Consider the following 18,513-nt stretch of genomic DNA (forward strand, 5'->3'; position numbering starts at 1 on the left):
CTGGAACGGCCCCCCGCAGGGTCCCGCCGCGAGCCTGGTGACGTGCTGGAACGGCCCCCTGCAGGGTCCCGCCGCGAGCTTGCGAGCGGCGGGGGCAGGGGGTCCTCCTTCAGTCTTCGAGCACCCAGACGGCGCTGTTCGGCGGGAGCGCCACCGTGCCGCCGGAGCGCCGGACCGCCGCGGTGGAGGCCAGCAGCACCTGGCCGGGGCAGCCGGCGAGCACCGTCTCGCCGCCCATGTTGACCACGCAGCGCACCGCCTCGCCGCCGCCGACCGAGCGGATGGTCAGCACGTCCCCGCGGGTGGTCACCGTCGCCGCGCCCGAGGCGAACGCCGGGTGCGCCTTGCGCAGCGCCAGCGCCCGCCGGTGCAGGGTCAGCGTCGAGCCGCCCTGCCCGGTCTGTACCGAGACCGCGTGGCGGCCCCAGTCGGCGGGGATCGGCAGCCACGGCTCGGCTGCACCGTCGGGGGAGAAGCCGACGCCGTCGGTCGGGTTCCACGGCATCGGCACGCGGCAGCCGTCACGCCCGGCGCGGGCGCCGCCGCTGCGGTGGAAGATCGGGTCCTGCTTGGCCTCGTCGGGAACGTGCGCCTGCGGCAGGCCCAGCTCGTCGCCGGCGTAGAGGTAGGCCGAGCCCGGCAGCGCGAGGGTGAGCAGCGCCGCGGCGCGGGCCCGGGCGGTACCGACTTCGCCGCCGCCGAAGCGGGTGACCTGCCGCTCCTTGTCGTGGTTGCCCAGCACCCACGACACCGGCGCGCCCACCCGCCCGTAGGCGTCCAGGGCACTGGTGATCGCCTCGGCGAACGGCGCGACGGCCCAGGGTGACTTCAGCAGCCGGAACGACAGCGACTGGTGCAGCTCGTCGGGCCGGGAGTACAGGGCGACCTGCTCGAGGTCGGCCAGGCAGACCTCGCCGACCAGCATGGTGTCGGGGTACTCGTCGCAGATGGACCGCCAGCGGCGCCACACGTCGTGCACCTCGGGCTGGTTCCAGGTCATCGCCTGCTCGGGGCCGTGGCCGAACAGCGTGGGGGAGTAGCTGCCCGGGTTGTCCCGCAGACCGGCGTCCTTGTACAGGCCGTAGGCCACGTCGACGCGGAAGCCGCTCACGCCGCGGTCGAGCCAGAAGCGCAGCGTCCGCTCGAAGTCCTCGGCCACGACCGGGTCGCGCCAGTTGAGGTCGGGCTGCTCCGGGGCGAACAGGTGCAGGTACCAGCGCCCGTCCGGGGTGCGCGACCAGGCCGGCCCGCCGAACAGCGACTGCCAGTTGTTCGGCGGCTCCTCCGACGGCGGGGCGAAGTGGTAGCGCGCGGCCTCGGGGGAGTCCGGGTCGGCCAGCGCCGCCCGGAACCACGGGTGCTTGTCCGAGGTGTGGTTGGGGACGACGTCCAGCACGACCTTCAGACCCAGCCCGCGGGCGTCGTCCACCAGCGCCTCGAGGTCGGACACGTCGCCGTAGTCGGGGTCCACGGCCCGGTAGTCGACGACGTCGTAGCCGCCGTCCGCGCCGCCCGAGGGGTAGTGCGGGTTGATCCACACCGCGTCCACGCCGAGCCAGGACAGGTAGGGCAGCCGCTGCCGCAGCCCGCGCAGGTCGCCGATGCCGTCGCCGTCGCTGTCGGCGAACGAGCGCAGGTACACCTGGTAGACGACCGCGTCCCGCCACCAGGGGGCGGGCGCGGCCGCGGGGGCAACCCGGCGCCGGGTCTGGGTCCTCGCGAGGGAGAGGCGGCGTGCCATGCCGCCACCATCGGCACATCCGGCGCGGAGCCTGTGCGGCAGATCCCACGAATTGGTGAGGGGCCGCTGGCAGATCCCGCCAACCACCCAGCTCGCCTGTGACGCCCGCGCCTGGTGTGCCGTACGAGGTGCCGGCCGACGCGCCGGGAGGTGTCCCGTGCGCGATCGTCTGGTCCCGCGGCCCGGGGTCCACGACAGTCGGTCCGTGCTCTCGCGACCGCTCGCGCTCGTGTCCGCAGTGCTCGCCGGTGTGCTGACGGGCGGGATGGTCCTCATCGAGGTGGTGCTGGTCCCGTTCTGGCGGGCCTCGCCCCCCGCGGAGTTCCGCGCCTGGTTCACGGCCCACTCCGGTCGTCTCCGGGCGCTGCTGGTGCCCCTGGGAGCCGCCACCGGACTCGCCTGCACGGCGTCGGCGGCGGCGCGGGTGGCCGGCGGACGGCGGGGCGCTCCAGCCGCAGTGGCAGCAGCGGGAGCTGCCGCCGGCGTCATCGCCGTGACCGTCACGGTGAACGAGCCGGCCAACCACCGGTTCACCGCGGGCACGTTGACCGACCCCGAGACGACGGAGCTGCTCCGCCGATGGGCGCGCTGGCACCACGTCCGGGTCGTCCTGGGGCTCGCGGCCACCGTGGCCGCCGCGAGGGCGCTCGTCGACGCCGGGGACCGGGTCGGCCGCCGTAGCCCGGCGCGTTTGCGAGGCGCCCGGGGCGGGGACCACGTGGAGTGAGGCCGCTCGCCCGGCCCCGAGCAGTCCGTCAGCCCAGGACCCGCGACGACCGAGGGTGGCCATGGACCCCGATCCCCGGCCCGGTGAGGACGACGTCGACCGCGACGACGCGCAGGCGCTGACCCGGGCCACCGGCGGCGAGAGCGAGGAGCCCGACGCGTCGGGCACCACGGGCACCGGTGGGTCCGCCGACTTCGTCGGGCGGGTGGCCGGTCAGGACGTCGGCTACGCGGGGGAGACCGGGGCGGAGCGCCGGGCCGCCGCCCAGCAGGACGACTGAGCGAGGACCTCCCTGCTCCCCACCGCTCGTGGGAGGGCCCGTCCGCCCCGCCCCTCGCCAGCTCGGGGCGGTGCCCCGGACGGGGCCGGTACGCGACGGGGAGGCCGGGGGACGCTTCCCTAGTCCGGGCGGCGCCGACGGATCTTCGACCCGAGCCAGGTGAGCGGGTCGTACTTCCGGTCCACGACCCGCTCCTTGAGCGGGATGATCCCGTTGTCGGTGAGGTGGATGCCCTCGGGGCAGACCTCGGAGCAGCACTTGGTGATGTTGCAGTAGCCGAGGCCGAACTCCGCCTGCGCCGCGTCCCGCCGGTCCACGACGTCGAGCGGGTGCATGTCGAGCTCGGCGAGCCGGATGAGGAAGCGCGGCCCGGCGAAGGCGGCCTTGTTCTCCTCGTGGTCCCGGATGACGTGGCAGGTGTTCTGGCAGAGCCAGCACTCGATGCACTTCCGGAACTCCTGCGGCCGGTCGACGTCGACCTGCTGCATCCGGTGGTTGCCGTCGGGGTCCCGGGGGCGGGGGGTGAACGCCGGGATCTGCGCGGCCTTCTCGTAGTTGTAGGAGACGTCGGTGACGAGGTCGCGGATGACCGGGAAGGTCCGCAGCGGGGTGACCGTCACCGTCTCGTCCTCGGCGAAGGTGCTCATCCGGGTCAGGCACATCAGCCGGGGCCGCCCGTTGACCTCGGCGCTGCAGGACCCGCACTTCCCGGCCTTGCAGTTCCACCGGACGGCGAGGTCACCGGCCTGCGTGGCCTGCAGGCGGTGGATGACGTCGAGCACGACCTCGCCCTCGTTCACCGGGACGGTGAAGGTCTGCAGCTCCCCGCCGGAGGCGTCGCCCCGCCAGACGCGGAAGGTGGCGTCGTAGCCGCCGCGGCTCCCTCGCCGGCCCTCGTCGACCGCGCCGAGGCTCGGTTCTCCCGGTTCGGTCACGTGCCCTCCCCGCTGCCGCTCGTCGCGCTCGTGCCCGGCGGTGCTGTGTCCCTGCGTGCCCTCGCGAGCTCGGTCACGGCTGCTCCTCGAAGACCTCGGCCAGCTCCGGTGGCATCTCCGGCAGCGGCTGGCGGGCCACGGCCACCCCGCCGTCCGGGGTCCGGGTGCAGACGAGGTTGAGGCGCGCCCACCCGGGGTCGGCGGCGGGGAAGTCGTCGCGGGTGTGCCCGCCGCGGCTCTCCTCGCGGGCGAGCGCGGCCCGCGCGACGCACTCGCTGACCGCCAGGAGGTGCGGCAGGTCCAGCGCCAGGTGCCAGCCGGGGTTGTACTGCCGGTGCCCCTCCACCGACAGCGCTGCGACCCGCTGGCGCAGGACGGCGATCCGCTCCAGCGCGCGCTCCATCTCCGGGGCGGTGCGGATGATGCCGACCAGGTCGTGCATCGTCTGCTGCAGCTCGGACTGCACCGCGTAGGGGTTCTCGCCACCCTCCCGCTCGAACGGTTCGAGGGCCGCACGCGCCGCCTCGGCCAGCGCCTCCTCGCGGAGCGCGACCAGGCCGGCCCGCTTCCCCGCGTGCTCGGCGGCGGCGGCACCGGCGCGCCGGCCGAAGACCAGCAGGTCCGACAGCGAGTTGCCGCCCAGCCGGTTGGACCCGTGCATGCCCCCGGCGACCTCGCCCGCCGCGAACAGCCCCGGGACGGACGCCGCGGCGGTGTCCGGGTCGACCTCGACGCCGCCCATCACGTAGTGGCAGGTCGGGCCGACCTCCATCGCCTCCGCGGTGATGTCGACGTCGGCCAGCTCCTTGAACTGGTGGTACATCGACGGCAGCCGCCGGCGGACGTACTCGGCCGGGCGCCGACTGGCGATGTCGAGGAACACCCCGCCGTGCGGCGAGCCGCGCCCGGCCTTGACCTCGCTGTTGATCGCCCGGGCGACCTCGTCACGGGGCAGCAGCTCGGGCGGGCGGCGGTTGTTCTTCTTGTCGTCGTACCAGCGGTCGGCCTCGTCCTCGGTCTCCGCGGTCTCCTTGCGGAAGAAGTCGGGGATGTAGTCGAACATGAACCGGTTGCCGGCCGAGTTCCGCAGGATGCCGCCGTCGCCCCGGACGCTCTCGGTCACGAGGATCCCGCGCACCGACGGGGGCCACACCATCCCGGTGGGGTGGAACTGGACGAACTCCATGTTCACCAGGCCGGCGCCGGCCTGGAGCGCCAGGGAGTGCCCGTCACCGGTGTACTCCCACGAGTTCGAGGTGACCTTGTAGGCCTTGCCGATCCCGCCGGTGGCCAGCACGACCGACGGCGCCTCCCAGGCGAGGAACCGCCCCGACTCGCGCCAGTAGCCGAACGCGCCGGTGATGCCCTCGGCGTCGGTCAGCAGCCGGGTGACCGTGCACTCCATGTAGACGTCCACCCCGAGGGCCACGGTGCGCTGCTGCAGGGTGCGGATCAGCTCCAGCCCGGTGCGGTCGCCGACGTGCGCGAGGCGGGCGTAGCGGTGGCCGCCGAAGTCGCGCTGGCTGATCAGCCCGTCGGGCGTGCGGTCGAACAGCGCGCCCCAGTCCTCTAGCTCGCGCACGCGGTCGGGCGCCTCCTGCGCGTGCAGCTGGGCCATCCGCCAGTGGTTGAGCATCTTCCCGCCGCGCATGGTGTCCCGGAAGTGCACCCGCCAGTCGTCCTCGGGATAGGCGTTGCCCATCGCCGCGGCGATGCCGCCCTCGGCCATGACGGTGTGCGCCTTGCCGAGCAGGGACTTGCAGACGACGGCCGTACGCGCACCGGCCTCGTGCGCGGCGATCGCGGCCCGCAGGCCCGCGCCGCCGGCTCCGACGACAACGACGTCGTAGCTGTGCCTCTCGAGCTCCATCAGGAGATCTCCGTCATCAGAAGAACCGGGGGTCGCTGATCGTGCCGGTGGCCAGCAGGAAGACGTAGAAGTCGGCGAACGCGACGGTGAACAGCGAGATCCAGGCGTACTGCATGTGCCGGGCGTTCAGCTTCGACACCGCCGTCCACGCCCTGTAGCGCAGGGGGTGCTTCGAGAAGGTGTTCAACCGGCCCCCGACGATGTGCCGGCAGGAGTGGCAGGAGACCGAGTACAGGAACAGCATCACCGCGTTGACCAGCAGGATCACCGTGCCCAGGCCCATGTGGCCCCACTCGCCGGTCTCGTCGCGGAATCCCCGGAAGGCCTCGTAGAAGAGGATCACGTTGAAGAGCAGCGCGGCGTAGAGGAAGTACCGGTGGACGTTCTGCCCGACCAAGGGGAAGCGGGTCTCACCTGTGTAGCGGCGGTGCGGCTCGGCGACCGCGCACGCGGGCGGGGACAGCCAGAACGACCGGTAATAGGCCTTGCGGTAGTAGTAGCAGGTCAGCCGGATGCCCAGTGGCAGCACGAGGATGTAGATCGCCGGGGAGATCCAGGCCGGGCCGGTGAAGAACTCGGGGAAGCTGTCGCCCTCGCACCGCGTCGTGATGCACGGCGAGTAGAACGGCGAGATGTAGGGCGAGGCGTAGTAGTGCGCGTTCTGGAACGCCCGGAACGTCGAGTACGCGATGAAGAGCACCAGGACGACGACGGTGATCAGCGGCTGCACCCACCACCGGTCCGTCCGGAGCGTCCGCGCCGCGATGGCCGCACGGCCCGGCGCCGGCCCTCCGCCGCCGCGTCCTGGAGAGGCCGCCCCGGTCCCGCGCGGCGCGGTCGTCGTCACCGGACGCTGCGGCCGGACCCGCCGGGTCCCGGGTCGTAGCCGTCGTCCCACACGACGGCCGGTGAGCCCGGGGCGCCGGGGGCCGTGCGCGCCGCGCCGCACAGGAGGGCGAGGTCGTCGCGCAGCCGGGCGACGTCGACCCTCAGCCGGCGCGCGTCCACGGTGTCCCCGAAGTACCGGGAGAGCGGGGTGCACGCGTCTTCCAGCGCGTCGACGGCCCGGCGGGCCGCCGCCACGTCCTGCTCCAGGGACATCGCTGCCTCCAGGTGCCGGTTCCACCGCCGCCGAGGACGGTCCGCGCAGTCGACCACGGAAGCCCGGCCCGCGGAAGGTGTTCGGCAGCGGGCGGGCGCGCCCGCCCGCCGGCACCGACCCCCACGTGCCCGGCGGCCTAGCATCAACGCCCGTGCGGCCCTTCCTCCTGCTGGCCTCGCGGCCCGAGGACGAGGCCGCGGACGACGAGTACGCCGCCTTCCTCCGCGCCACCGGCCTGGAGGAGCACCAGCTGCGCCGGATCCGGCTGGAGGCCGGGCCGCTGCCGGAGCTGGACCTCGACGACTACGCCGGGGTCCTCCTCGGCGGCGGGCCGTTCAACTCCAGCGACCCGGCCGAGGACAAGTCCGCCGTCCAGCACCGGATCGAGGCGGAGCTGTCGGGGTTGCTCGACGAGGTCGTCGCCCGCGACCTGCCCTTCCTCGGCGCCTGCTACGGCATCGGCACCCTCGGCGTCCACCAGGGCGGGGTGGTCGACCGCACCCACGGCGAGCCGGTCTCCTGCGTGCCCGTGACGCTGACCGACGCCGGCCGCGCCGACCCGCTGCTGGCCGGGATGCCGGAGGTGTTCGACGCGCTGGTCGGGCACAAGGAGGCCTGCCGGGTGCTGCCGCCGTCGGCGGAGCTGCTGGCGACGTCGGCCGGCTGCCCGGTGCAGATGTTCCGGGTCGGCCGCAACGTCTACGCCACCCAGTTCCACCCCGAGCTCGACGTCGCCGGCGTGGTCACCCGGGTGCGGGTCTACCAGCACGCCGGCTACTTCCCGCCCGCGGAGATGGAGGAGCTCATCGCCCGGGTCAGCCAGGTGGTGGTCACCGAGCCCAGCCGGGTGCTGGCCAACTTCGTCGCCCGGTACGGCTGAGCCGGTGACCCGGGGACCGGTCGTGCCGGACGGCGGCCTGCGGATGGGCACCCCGCAGGGCCGGTGGGTGCTGCTGGCGACCGTGCTCGGGTCGAGCCTGGCGATGCTGGACGCCACCGTCGTCAACGTCGCGCTGGAGCGAATCGGCACCGAGCTCGACGCCGGCTTCACCGGCCTGCAGTGGACGGTCAACGCCTACACCCTCACCCTCGCCTCGCTGATCCTCATGGGCGGCTCGCTGGGCGACCGGTTCGGCCGGCGGCGGGTGTTCGTCGCCGGCACCGTGTGGTTCGCCGCGGCGTCCCTGGTGTGCGGTCTGGCTCCGGACGTCAACACGCTGGTCGCCGCCCGGGCGCTGCAGGGCGTCGGCGGCGCGCTGCTGACCCCGGGCAGCCTGGCGCTGATCTCGGCGTCCTTCACCGGCGCCGACCGGGCCGCGGCCGTCGGCGCGTGGTCGGGGCTGGGCGGGGTGGCCGGCGCGGTCGGGCCGTTCCTCGGCGGCTGGCTGGTGGGCATCGAGTGGCGGTTGGTCTTCCTGCTCAACCTGCCGCTCGCGGCGGTCGTCGTCGCCGTGGCGGTGCGGCACGTGCCGGAGTCGCGCGACCCCCAGGCAGCGCAGCACCTGGACTGGTCCGGGACGGCGCTGGTCGCCGCCGGCCTGGGTGCCCTCACGTACGGCCTGACCGCTGCCGGCGAGCCCGGGCGCGGCCCAAGGGTCTGGGGCTGGGTGGCGGCGGGGCTGGTCGCGCTGGCCGCCTTCGCCGCAGTCCAGCGCCGCTCGCCGGCGCCCCTGGTGCCCCCGGCGCTGTTCGCCTCCCGGCAGTTCACCGCCGCCAACGCCGTCACCCTGCTCGTCTACGCCGCGCTCGGCGTGGTCTTCGTGCTGCTGGTGCTGCACCTGCAGGTGGTCGCCGGGTACGACCCGCTGCCGGCCGGCACCGCCGTGCTTCCGGTGACCGCGCTGATGCTGGCCTTCTCCGCGCGGGTCGGCGCGCTGGCCCAACGAGTCGGCCCGCGGCCGCTGCTCACCGCCGGGCCGCTCGTGGCCGCCGCGGGGGTGCTGCTCATGGCGCGGATCGGCCCGGACGCCGGCTACCTGACCGACGTGCTGCCCGCGACGGCGGTGTTCGGCGCCGGCCTCACGCTGCTCGTCGCGCCGCTGACCGCGACGGTGCTGGACTCCGCGCCGGACCGGCTGGCCGGCGTCGCCTCGGGGGTGAACAACGCCGTGGCGCGTGCCGCCGGACTGCTCGCCGTCGCCGTCGTCCCCGCCCTGGCGGGGCTCGGCGGCACCGGGGTCGGCGACCCGGCGGCCTTCGCCACGGGGTTCCGCACCGCCATGCTGGCCTGCGCCGGGCTGCTCGTCTCCGGCGCGCTCACGGCCGCGGTGCTGGTCCGCCGACCACTGGGGACGGCGGAGCCCGGGCCGCGGCAGCGGCTGCCGCTCGAGGAGTGTCCGCACTGCGGCGTCACCGGGCCGCAGGTCCACCCGGCCACGAGCGGAGAGGGGATGCGGTGAGCACGAGCGCCACCCGCCAGTCGACGTCCGGCGGAGCGGGCCTGCTCGCGCGGGTGGCCCCGCTGCGGCAGCGGCTGCGCACCGAGGCCGGCAGCGCCGGGCTGCTGCTCGTCGCCACCGTGGCCGCGCTGCTGTGGGCCAACTCGCCGTGGGGCGAGAGCTACGACGGCTTCTGGCACACCGAGTTCGCCGTCCGCTTCGCCGGCGCCGAGCTGGCCCTGGACCTGCAGCACTGGGTCAACGACGGCCTGATGGTGTTCTTCTTCTTCGTCGTCGGGCTGGAGATCAAGCGCGAGCTGGTGATGGGCGAGCTCACCGACCGGCGGCGGGCCGCGGTGCCCGCGCTGGCCGCGATCACCGGCCTGGCGGTGCCGGCGCTGGTCTACGTCGCGTTCACCCTCGGCGACGAGGCGGCCTCGGCGTGGGGTGTGGTGATCTCCACCGACACCGCGTTCCTGCTCGGCGTGCTCGCCCTGGTGGGGCCGGCCTGCCCGGCGCAGCTGCGGCTGTTCCTGCTCACCCTGGCCATCGCCGACGACGTCGGTGCGTTGACCGTGATCGCGCTCTTCTACACCGAGGACCTGGCGGTCGGCCCGCTCGTCCTGGCGGTGCTCGGCCTGGCCCTCATGATCGGCCTGCGCTACCTCAACGTCTGGCGCGGCCCGGCGTACCTGGTGCTCGGCATCGCGGTGTGGGTGGCGATGTACCTCTCCGGCGTCCACCCCACCCTCGCCGGCGTGGTCATCGCGCTGTTCACGCCCGCCTACCCGGCCCGCCGGGAGGAGGTCGAGGACGCCGCCCGGCGGACGCGGGCCTACCAGCAGTCGCCCAACCCGGAGTTCGCCCGCGCCGCCCGGCTGTCGATCGACCGGTCGGTGTCGGCCAGCGAGCGGCTGCAGCAGCTGTGGCAGCCGTGGACCAGCTTCGTCATCGTCCCGGTGTTCGCCCTCGCCAACGCCGGCGTGCCGCTCACGGGCGAGACGCTGCGCACCGCGGCCACCTCGCAGGTCACCCTCGGCGTCGTCGCCGGGCTGGTGCTGGGCAAGCTCGTCGGCATCCTGCTGGGCACCGGCCTGGCGGTCCGGCTGCACCTGGGCGAGCTGGCACCCGGGCTGACCTGGCTGCAGCTGGCCGGCGGGTCCGCGCTGTCGGGCATCGGCTTCACCATCTCGCTGTTCATCGTCGACCTGGCCTTCGACGACGAGGCGCGGGCCGACCAGGCGCGGGTCGGCGTCCTGGTCGCCTCGGTGCTGGCGGGGCTGCTGGGCTGGGCGCTGTTCCGGCTGGCCGACCGCCGCCGTCCGCCCGGGGCCGGGGCGCGACCGGTGCTGCTCGACCCGCCGGTCGACGTCGAGCGCGACCACGTCCGGGGGCCGGCCGACGCGCCGCTCACCCTGGTCGAGTACGGCGACTTCGAGTGCCCGTTCTGCGGTCGCGCCACCGGGAGCGTCGAGGAGCTGCGGGAACGGTTCGGCGACCGGCTGCGCTACGTCTTCCGGCACGTGCCGCTGGTCGACGTCCACCCGCACGCCCGGCTGGCCGCGGAGGCCGCCGAGGCGGCGGGGGCCCAGGGCCGGTTCTGGGAGATGCACGACCGGCTGTTCGCCGGCCAGGACCGCCTGATGCCGAACGACCTGCTGGAGCACGCTGCGGCGGCCGGGCTCGACGTGCCCCGCTTCGCCCGGGACCTGGGGTCGAGCCGGTTCGCCCGCCGGGTCGAGGAGGACGTCGAGTCGGCCGAGGTCAGCGGCGTCACCGGCACCCCGACCTTCTTCGTCAACGGCCGCCGGCACACCGGCCCCTTCGACACCGACTCCCTGGCCGCCGCGCTGCTGGCCGCCGCGGGGGAGCAGGGCCTGCCGCCGTCGAGCGACGACGGACTGACCGGGCTGGTGCTGCCGGCGCTCGGTCAACGGCGCGGTGAGCTGCGCCCGGAGACGGTCGACGTGCCTGCATACGTGCCGGCCGACCTGCCCGAGACGCCCGACCGGGACGGCGCCTTCCCCCGGCTGACCGACGAGCAGATCGCGCTGGTCGAGCGCTCCGCCACCCGGCTGCACTGCGCGCCGGGGGACACGCTCTTCCGCGAGGGCGACACCGGGTACGCCTTCCACGTCGTCATCTCCGGGACCGTCGCCATCGTGGAGGACCACGGCCGGCCCGATCAGCGGGTCATCTCGGTGCACGGGCCGCACCGCTTCCTCGGCGAGCTGGACCTCTTCAGCGGCCAGCCGGTGTCGCTGACCGCGCTGGTGCTGCAGCCGGCCGAGGTGCTGCGCGTCGAGCGCGCGCAGCTGCGGCAGGTCTTCACCGCCGACCCGGCGCTCAAGGAGCAGGTGCTGCGGGCCTTCCTGCTGCGCCGCTCGATGCTCCTGGAGCTCGCTGCCGACCTGCGCATCGTCGGACGGGGCGGGTCACCGGACAGCCGGCGGTTGCAGGACTTCGCCCGCGAGCACCGGCTGGCGGCCACCTTCGTCGACCTGGAGAGCACCGGCGACGGCGCGGTCCTGCTGGCCGAGCTGGGGATCTCGGAGGAGGACCTGCCCGTCGTCGTCTGGCGGAAGGGCCGGGTGCTGCGCAACCCGACCGACGACGAGGTCCTCGCCGCGGTCGCGGCCGGCGCCTGAGCGGCGCCGGGCCCGGGTTCCCCGGGCGCCGGCCCTGCCGTACCGGCGACGTCCGCCCGGACCGACCGATCCGGGATCTTCACTGCCGGGTCACCGACACGGCAGGTGCCGGTCGATCCGCCGACCCGCTGGACGGCGAGCGTCCACGCCATGCGCGTCATCGGCCACCGCGGCACGCCCACCGGTCCCCAGCACGTCGAGAACACCCTCCCGGCGATCCGCGCCGCGCTCGAGGCGGGCGCCGACGGGGTCGAGGTCGACGTGCGTGCCACCCGCGACGGCGTCCTCGTCCTCGCCCACGACCCCGACCTCGGCCGGGTCCTGGGCTCCGGCACCGGGACCGGCCCGCTCGTCGCGGACACCCCGTACCCCGAGCTGCGGGCGCTGCGGCTGCCCGGCGGCGCGCACGTCCCCCGGCTCGGGGAGGCGCTGGCCCTGGCTGCCGCGCACCGCGCGCACGTCGTGACCGAGGTCAAGGCCGGTGTCGGCAGCGACCGTCTGCGCACCGCCGCCCTGCTCGCCACCCTGCTCGCCGATCGGCGACGCCGGCAGCCGGGTGCCGACCGGGTGACCACCTCCTCCTTCGACACCGACAGCGCCCGGCTGCTCGCCGGGCGCGGCACCGTGGGCGGCGCGGTCATCCTCGAGCCGTGGCAGGACCCGCGTGCGGCTGCCTCCTGGGCCCGGCGCCGGGGGCTGACCGAGCTGCACCTCTCCGTCCGGCACGTGCGCCGGGACCCCGCTGTCGTCGGGGAGCTGCACGGGATGGGCCTCGGGGTCGCCGCAGGGATCGTCGACGACCCGGAGGAGGCTGCCGGCCTGGACCGGCGGGGCCTGGACCTGCTGTGCACCGACGCGCCCGGGCTCGTCACCCACCGGAGGGGAACAGTCGGCCGAGCCCCCCGCGCGTCGGCGGGGTGAACGGCCGCCACCCCTCGCGCGTCTGCGCCAGCCGGTCGGCCACCACCCAGAGGACGGCGGGGTCGTGCCCCATGCCCAGGTGGCTGGCGTGGACAGCGACGTTCTCGCTGCGCGGGCCCTCGTCCTGCAGGCAGGCCCGCCAGTCGACGATGCCGTCCCACCGGGAGTAGACCGACGTGCTCGGCACCGGCAGCGACCCGGCCACCCCGCCGCGCGCCGAGGAGATCCGCCTGCTGCCCTGCAGGTGGCGGTAGCGCTGGGGGACGCGGGCGCCCGGGCTGTCGTCATCCGGGCGCTCGACGAGCCGGAACGGTGAGCCCAGGGTCACGACCTGGCGCACCTGCCGGGGCACCCGCAGCGCCAGCCGGCGGGCGAAGATGCCGCCGAGGCTCTGGCCGACGATGCTCACCGGCGTCCCGTGCCGGTCCGCCAGCCGCTCCACCAGGCCCGGCAGTGCCTCGACCACCTGAGGGGTCGGGCCGCGGTTGCGGCCCAGCTCCCAGCCGACGACCGGGTAGCCCAGCCCACGCAGCCAGCGTCGCAGCGGCACGGTCGACACGTCGGAGGCCATCAGGCCGGGAAGCACCAGCACCGGGTGCGGCTCGCCGCGCGGGGCCAGGCGCAGCAGCGGCAGACCGGCCGCCAGCGCGCCAGCGCTGACCACCGCGCGGGCGGGCTCGGTCGCCGCGAGCAGCCGGCGACGCCGGGCGGAGGGCTGGTCGGGAGGCGCCATGCGTCGAGGCTCACCCGGACGCCGGTCGGGCGCCACCTGCGGGCCGGAGTGGACGGGTTCACCCGGTTCGTCGGCCCCGGGCCGTGCGGGCGACCACGCCGGTCCGCGTCGCCGGGCCGTGGACGGCCCGGGGCTGTCGCGGGGTCGGCGAGCTGACGCGTGCGCCGGCCGCCCGGGAGGGCGACGGCCGGGTCAGTCCGTGGACGGCGGCAGCAGCCGCGGCATGAACACCTCGTCGATCGGGCGCGGGCCGACGTACTGGCGGCAGGTGCACGGCACCCACTGGTGACCCGACCAGCGGCCCCGCTTGTCGTAGGTGTCGCGCCGCAGCTCGGCGTAGCAGGTGTTGGTCTCGGTGTCGTGCTGGCTGAGCGTGTGGCCGCACCCGCACAGCGGCGCGGGCGGCGCCGACGGGGGAGTGGGCCGACGGCGGCTGAGCCGGCCGCCGAGGAACCCGGCCGCGAGCAGCGCCGCACCGACCAGCAGGGTGACAGGTTCCACCGACGTGCTCCTCCCGATCGCGGCACCTCGACGGTAGCGCGCGGGAGAAGCCGACGGTGGCCGTCAGCCGGTGTGCTTCCCGCGGCCGCTGACGGCGTCGCGCAGGTGGTCGATGAGGCTGGCGAGCGGCCCGGCCACCGCGCGGACGGCGCCCTCGTTCGGTGTCATCGGGTGCGGCCGGGTGGGCGCCATGGCCTTGACCCGCTCCACGTCCTGCGCCATCTCCACCAGCTGCTCGCGGGTGAACGCCGCCCGCAGCTCGGTGAACATCCGGCCCTCCTCGTGCTCGACGTGGTGCCGGATCTCGCGGATCAGCGTGGCCACCTCGGTGTCGAACTGCGGGTCGCCGGGGTCCATCCGCTCGAGCCGCTTCATGGTCTCCTCGGCCTCGGCGTGCTCGTGCTTGGAGTTCTCGGCCTCCTCGCGGTCGACCTGCTGCTCGACCTTCGGGTAGACGCGGGTCTCCTCGGCGACGGAGTGCTTGACGAGGCCGATGGTCACCTCGTCGACCAGTTCGCGCTTGCGGCGCAGGACGTCGGGGTCGCTCTGCCCGAACAGGCCCTCGAGCTCGGTGAAGATGCGGTCGAACTCGCGGTGGTCGGCGCTGAGCAGGTCCACCACGTCGCGCTGGCTGTCGGTCTGGGTCACGGCTGGCTCCTGGGGTGCGGGGGACTCTTGCAGAGTGCCCTGCGGCGGACGCGTGCGCACCCTCGTGCGTCGCCCGTCGGGTACGGGGGACGTGGGTTTCCACAGTGTGAGGCGGGGCACAACAGGGTTGTGGAGTCCTACGCCGTCGGGTTCGCCCGCCCGGACCGCTGGTCCCGGGAGCGGCCCACCGAAGAGAGCAGACCCTGGCACGCCGTCGAGGCCCACCGGCCGCCGACCGAGCTGGACGGCGAGGTGGAGCTGGCCGCCTGCGGGGCGATCGTGCAGGTGTGGGGTTCGCAGGACTGGAACCGCGTCGGTACCGGCCGGACGGCGTGCCCGGCGTGCCGTGAACTGACGTCGGTGGCGCGGCCGCTCAGCCGGGTCGGCTGAGCGGGCCGGCACCACCCCCGTCCCGGTCACCGGGGCTCGGATCGCCGTCCGCTGATCGCCGAGAGGCCGGTGATCTCCCGGCCCACGATGAGCGCCTGCACCGAGTCGGTGCCCTCGAACGTGAAGACGGCCTCCATGTCGGCGTGGTGGCGGGCCACGTGGTGGTCGATGAGGATCCCGTCGCCGCCGAGGATGTCTCGGGCGTCGGCGACGATGGCCCGGGCCTTGGCGGCGTGGTTCATCTTGGCCAGTGAGGCCATCGCCGCGGTCATCCGGCCGGCGTCGGCGAGCTTCGACAGCCGCCAGCACATCAGCTGCATCGCGGTGATCTCGGCGAGCATCCGCGCCAGCTTGTCCTGCACCAGCTGGTAGCCGGCGATCGGCTGGCCGAACTGCTTCCGCCGCAGCGCGTGCGCCAGCGCCAGCTCGTAGGAGGCGGTGGCCAGCCCGAGTGCCCGCCAGGCGACGGTGTAGCGGGTGCGGTCGAGGACCTGTGAGACGTCCTTGAAGCTGTGGCAGTTGGCCAGCTTGTTCTCCGCGGGCACCCGGACGTCGTGCAGCGTGATCTCGGCCTGCCAGACCGCGCGCAGCGCGGTCTTGCCGGTCATCACGCGTGCCTCGTAGCCCGGCGTCCCCTTGTCGACGACGTAGCCGCCGACCGCGCCGTCCTCGCCGCGCGCCCAGATGATCACGTGGTCGGCGATGGTGCCGTTACCGATCCACTTCTTCTGCCCGTTGAGCACGTAGGCGTCGCCGTCGCGGCGGGCGGAGGTCTCCAGGCCGACGGCGTCCGAGCCGTGCGCGGGCTCGGTGAGGCCGAAGGCGCCGACCTCCTCCAGGCGCGCCATCGCGGGCAGCCAGCGCTCGCGCTGCTCCTCGTCGCCGAGCATCGCGATCGACTGCATCGCCAGGAAGCTGTGCACGCCGTTGAACGTGCCGATGCTGCCGTCGGCACGGGCCAGCTCGGCGGCGACCAGACCGGCGGCGACGTTGCTCATCCCGGGGCAGCCGTAGCCCTCGATGGTGCCGCCGGCGATGCCGATCTCGGCGAGCTTGGGCACCAACTCGAAGGGGAACTCGGCGCGCTCCCAGTAGTCGTTGATCCGGGGGATGACCTCCTTCTCGCAGAAGGCGCGCACGCGGTCGCGGATTTCGATCTCCTCCGGCTCGAGGAGTTCCTCCAGGTCGTAGAAGTCCGGGGTCAGCTCGCTCATGCGACCGACGCTACGACCCGATCCGGTCCGCCGCCCGGCGCTCGCTCCCCGTTCCCGCGCGCGATGACTCCCGGCGGTGACGGGCGGCTTCTCCTGCAGTCGGTGGAACCCTCGCGTCCGCAGCCGCAGGGGCACGGTCCGTGGGGGACCACCAGGGCTCCAGCGGGGCCAGGGCGGTGTCGTGCAGCTGCACCGGGCGCAGCGCCCGACCACTCCCACGCCCGCTCCTCCGCGGCGCACCGGCCGACCCGCACGACGCCCGGAGCTCGGGGCTACCCCGGCGGCGCCGACTCCTCGGGGACCGTGACGGCGGAGGCCGTGCCGGCCGGGGTGGTGCCGGCGGCGGGGGTGGTGCCGGCCGGGGTGGTGCCGGCGGCGGGGGTGGTGCCGGCCGGGGTGGTGCCGGCGGCGGGGGTGGTGCCGGCGGCGGGCGTGCTGCCGGCAGCGGGAGTCGTACCCGGGTCGGGGGTGGTGCTGGCGGAGGGCGTCCCCTCGGGGCTGGAGCCGGCGGAGGTCGTGCGCTGATCGATCGGGGGCCCGTCGTCCGGGCCGGTGGTCGTGGGCGTGGCCGACGCGGGGGAGCCGGTCCCCGTCGCGCTTCCCGACGTCGGTGCGCGGGAGTCCTGTTCGGCCGCGGCCTCGCGGGAGAAGTCGAGGGCCACCCGGGCCGTCTCCGGATCGGTCGGGCCGTCCTCGTCGCCGCGACTGCCCTGCGGCCGCTGGACGGCCACGGTGGCGTCCTGCGTCTCTCGGACGATGACGAAGTCCTCCACGACGGCGGGAGCCGGCCGGACCACGGTCACGGGCCAGCTCTCGAGCTCCGGCCACGTCTGTCCCTCGTAGCGCGCCCGGTTCCGCGGCGCGGGATCGTCGAGCGGGTTACCGCAGGAACACCGCACCCGAGGAACGCCGCGATCGTCGACCAGCACCGCGGTTCCGGCTTGCAGGACGGATTGGAATGCACTCGCCCGGCCGTCGCGGTGCCCGTGGTTGGTGACGGCCGTGTCGGCGCGGAGCACGACCGGGGTGAGTGACACCAGGAACGATCGGATGTCCTCGCGCTGGATGCCCTGTGCGCCGGCCCAGGTCATCGCCTTGGCCGGGTGCGCCTCGAGGTGGGTCGCCAGCTCGTCGGAGTCGCAGGCTTCGGCGCCCGTGCCGCCGTACAGGCCCACCGTGTCCCCGGGCACGGGCACGCTGGCCGGCGGCCGAGCCGTTCCGCCTCCGGGGCTGCTGCCGGCCGCCACGGAGGTGGGGGCCCCCGGGGACCCGGGTGCCGCGTCCGCGTCCGGTGCCACGAACGGGTCCTCGCCGGTGGAGGTCGCGGGCTCGGCCTCGACCCGCACCGCCTCGACCCGCACCGCCTCGACGGACTGCAACAGGTTGACGCCCACCGCGACAGCTCCTGCCGCGAGGACCATGAGGGCGACGACGAGCACCCGCGACACCAGGCGTCGCGACCGACGACCCGACTCGGGCCTCCTGACCGACGCGCCGGTGATCGCCATGGCGGGCGCCGGCTGGGGCAGGTCCACCGACACCGTCACCGCGGCGGCCGAGGAGGTGGTCCCGGGACCACGCAGGGCTGCGGCAGCGGCGGCGGCCAGTTCACCGGCGCTCTGGTACCGCCGGTTCGGGTCCTTGGCCATGCCGCGTGCCACGACCTCGTCGAGGTCCGCCGGGACGGTCGGCTCCCGCTCCGACGCCCTCGGTGGCTCCCGGCTCAGATGGGCATACATCAACGCGGCGATCTCGCCGGTCTGGAACGGCGGGAGCCCCGTGAGGGTCTCGTGCACCAGGCACGCCAGCGAGTAGACGTCGACCCGGTGGTCGGTGGGGCCGCCGAGGAGCCGCTCGGGCGCGATGTAGTCGATGGTCCCGACCGTCGTCCCGGTCGTGGTGTGCGGTCCGCTGCCGCCCATGGCGGCGGCCACCCCGAAGTCCGCCAGGTAGCAGTGCAGTCCGTGGCCGTCGTCGCCGAGCAGGACGTTGGACGGCTTCACGTCCCGGTGCACGAGGCCGGCCGCGTGAGCGGCATCGAGCGCGGCCGCCACCTGGCCGATGACGGCGACGGCGCGGACGGGTGTCATCGGCCCTCGAGCGGCGAGCACCTCCCCGAGGTCCCTGCCGTTGACCAGCCGCATGTCGAGGTAGAGCCGGCCCTCGATCTCGCCGAAGTCGTGGATCGGGATCACGTGCGCCTCGGTGAGCTGCGCGGCTCGTCGGCACTCCGCCAGGAACCGCGCGCGCAACCGCTCGTCAGCGACGAACTCCGGGCGCAGCCGCTTGAGAGCGACCATCCGTTCGCGCACCGTGTCGTATGCGCGGTGGACCTCACCCATGCCCCCGCGGCCGAGGAGTTCCTGGAGTTCGTAGGGGCCGAAGGGCTCCACGACCATGATCGCCGTCCAGGGGTCGGAGGCGC

At 74.7% G+C, this 18,513-nt stretch carries 17 protein-coding genes; 7 read left to right on the forward strand and 10 right to left on the reverse strand.

The genetic code is table 11. The features are described 5' to 3' along the window. Positions 1-109 precede the first annotated feature (109 nt). Positions 110-1,741: a glycoside hydrolase family 13 protein gene (locus ACWIX3_RS12600; protein WP_448612407.1), complete on the reverse strand. Its 1,632-nt coding sequence runs from the start codon at positions 1,739-1,741 to the stop codon at positions 110-112. A gap of 205 nt (positions 1,742-1,946) precedes the next feature. On the opposite strand from ACWIX3_RS12600, the gene ACWIX3_RS12605 reads away from it, so the two are divergent. Further along, positions 1,947-2,468: an anthrone oxygenase family protein gene (locus tag ACWIX3_RS12605; protein WP_448612408.1), complete on the forward strand. Its 522-nt coding sequence runs from the start codon at positions 1,947-1,949 to the stop codon at positions 2,466-2,468. Between the two features lie 61 nt (positions 2,469-2,529). Further along, on the forward strand, positions 2,530-2,748 hold the full coding sequence (locus ACWIX3_RS12610) for a hypothetical protein (RefSeq protein ID WP_448612409.1): 219 nt from the start codon (positions 2,530-2,532) through the stop codon (positions 2,746-2,748). A 119-nt stretch (positions 2,749-2,867) separates the two neighbouring features. Here the strand turns inward: ACWIX3_RS12610 and ACWIX3_RS12615 are convergent, their stop codons facing one another. The 4 genes from ACWIX3_RS12615 to ACWIX3_RS12630 all read right to left on the reverse strand — a co-directional run bounded on the left by ACWIX3_RS12615 (position 2,868) and on the right by ACWIX3_RS12630 (position 6,654). Next, entirely contained in the window at positions 2,868-3,683 is an 816-nt protein-coding gene (locus ACWIX3_RS12615; RefSeq protein WP_448612410.1) for a succinate dehydrogenase/fumarate reductase iron-sulfur subunit, read from the reverse strand. 73 nt (positions 3,684-3,756) lie between these two features. Continuing rightward, a complete protein-coding gene (locus ACWIX3_RS12620) occupies positions 3,757-5,553 on the reverse strand; it encodes a fumarate reductase/succinate dehydrogenase flavoprotein subunit (protein ID WP_448612411.1) in 1,797 nt (598 codons plus the stop codon). Between the two features lie 16 nt (positions 5,554-5,569). After that, on the reverse strand, positions 5,570-6,283 hold the full coding sequence (locus ACWIX3_RS12625) for a hypothetical protein (RefSeq protein WP_448612412.1): 714 nt from the start codon (positions 6,281-6,283) through the stop codon (positions 5,570-5,572). A gap of 113 nt (positions 6,284-6,396) precedes the next feature. Then, positions 6,397-6,654, reverse strand: coding sequence for a hypothetical protein (locus ACWIX3_RS12630; RefSeq protein WP_448612413.1), 258 nt, complete (start codon positions 6,652-6,654; stop codon positions 6,397-6,399). A 152-nt stretch (positions 6,655-6,806) separates the two neighbouring features. Here ACWIX3_RS12630 and ACWIX3_RS12635 point away from each other — a divergent pair, with 152 nt between their 5' ends. The 4 genes from ACWIX3_RS12635 (at position 6,807) to ACWIX3_RS12650 (ending at position 12,602) form a co-directional block, all read left to right on the forward strand. Beyond that, on the forward strand, positions 6,807-7,535 hold the full coding sequence (locus tag ACWIX3_RS12635; RefSeq protein WP_448612414.1) for a glutamine amidotransferase: 729 nt from the start codon (positions 6,807-6,809) through the stop codon (positions 7,533-7,535). Between the two features lie 4 nt (positions 7,536-7,539). Then, on the forward strand, positions 7,540-9,054 hold the full coding sequence (locus tag ACWIX3_RS12640; protein WP_448612415.1) for an MFS transporter: 1,515 nt from the start codon (positions 7,540-7,542) through the stop codon (positions 9,052-9,054). Further along, positions 9,051-11,681, forward strand: a complete 2,631-nt coding sequence (gene nhaA / locus ACWIX3_RS12645) for a Na+/H+ antiporter NhaA (protein ID WP_448612416.1) — start codon at positions 9,051-9,053, stop codon at positions 11,679-11,681. The genes ACWIX3_RS12640 and nhaA overlap by 4 nt, the downstream gene beginning before the upstream one ends. Before the next feature lie 150 nt (positions 11,682-11,831). Then, positions 11,832-12,602: a glycerophosphodiester phosphodiesterase gene (locus ACWIX3_RS12650; protein ID WP_448612417.1), complete on the forward strand. Its 771-nt coding sequence runs from the start codon at positions 11,832-11,834 to the stop codon at positions 12,600-12,602. Here the strand turns inward: ACWIX3_RS12650 and ACWIX3_RS12655 are convergent. The 3 genes from ACWIX3_RS12655 to ACWIX3_RS12665 form a co-directional block, all read right to left on the reverse strand. After that, the gene (locus ACWIX3_RS12655) at positions 12,550-13,335 is read right to left on the reverse strand and encodes an esterase/lipase family protein (protein ID WP_448612418.1); all 786 of its coding nucleotides are present in this window, start codon (positions 13,333-13,335) and stop codon (positions 12,550-12,552) included. The genes ACWIX3_RS12650 and ACWIX3_RS12655 overlap by 53 nt on opposite strands. Positions 13,336-13,527: 192 nt before the next feature. Next, the gene (locus ACWIX3_RS12660) at positions 13,528-13,836 is read right to left on the reverse strand and encodes a hypothetical protein (RefSeq protein WP_448612419.1); all 309 of its coding nucleotides are present in this window, start codon (positions 13,834-13,836) and stop codon (positions 13,528-13,530) included. A 63-nt stretch (positions 13,837-13,899) separates the two neighbouring features. Then, positions 13,900-14,484 carry a hemerythrin domain-containing protein gene (locus ACWIX3_RS12665; protein ID WP_448612420.1) on the reverse strand — a complete coding sequence of 195 codons (585 nt, stop codon included), beginning with the start codon at positions 14,482-14,484 and terminating at the stop codon, positions 13,900-13,902. Positions 14,485-14,613: 129 nt separating this feature from the next. On the opposite strand from ACWIX3_RS12665, the gene ACWIX3_RS12670 reads away from it, so the two are divergent. Then, positions 14,614-14,874 (forward strand): hypothetical protein, encoded by a 261-nt coding sequence (locus ACWIX3_RS12670; protein ID WP_448612421.1) that lies wholly within the window; start codon positions 14,614-14,616, stop codon positions 14,872-14,874. A 26-nt stretch (positions 14,875-14,900) separates the two neighbouring features. Here the strand turns inward: ACWIX3_RS12670 and ACWIX3_RS12675 are convergent, their stop codons facing one another. Continuing rightward, the gene (locus tag ACWIX3_RS12675) at positions 14,901-16,088 is read right to left on the reverse strand and encodes an acyl-CoA dehydrogenase family protein (protein WP_448612422.1); all 1,188 of its coding nucleotides are present in this window, start codon (positions 16,086-16,088) and stop codon (positions 14,901-14,903) included. Positions 16,089-16,360: 272 nt separating this feature from the next. Then, on the reverse strand, positions 16,361-18,487 hold the full coding sequence (locus tag ACWIX3_RS12680) for a DUF6777 domain-containing protein (protein WP_448612423.1): 2,127 nt from the start codon (positions 18,485-18,487) through the stop codon (positions 16,361-16,363). Between the last annotated feature and the right edge of the window lie 26 nt (positions 18,488-18,513).

This window comes from Geodermatophilus sp. URMC 60 (assembly GCF_053502585.1).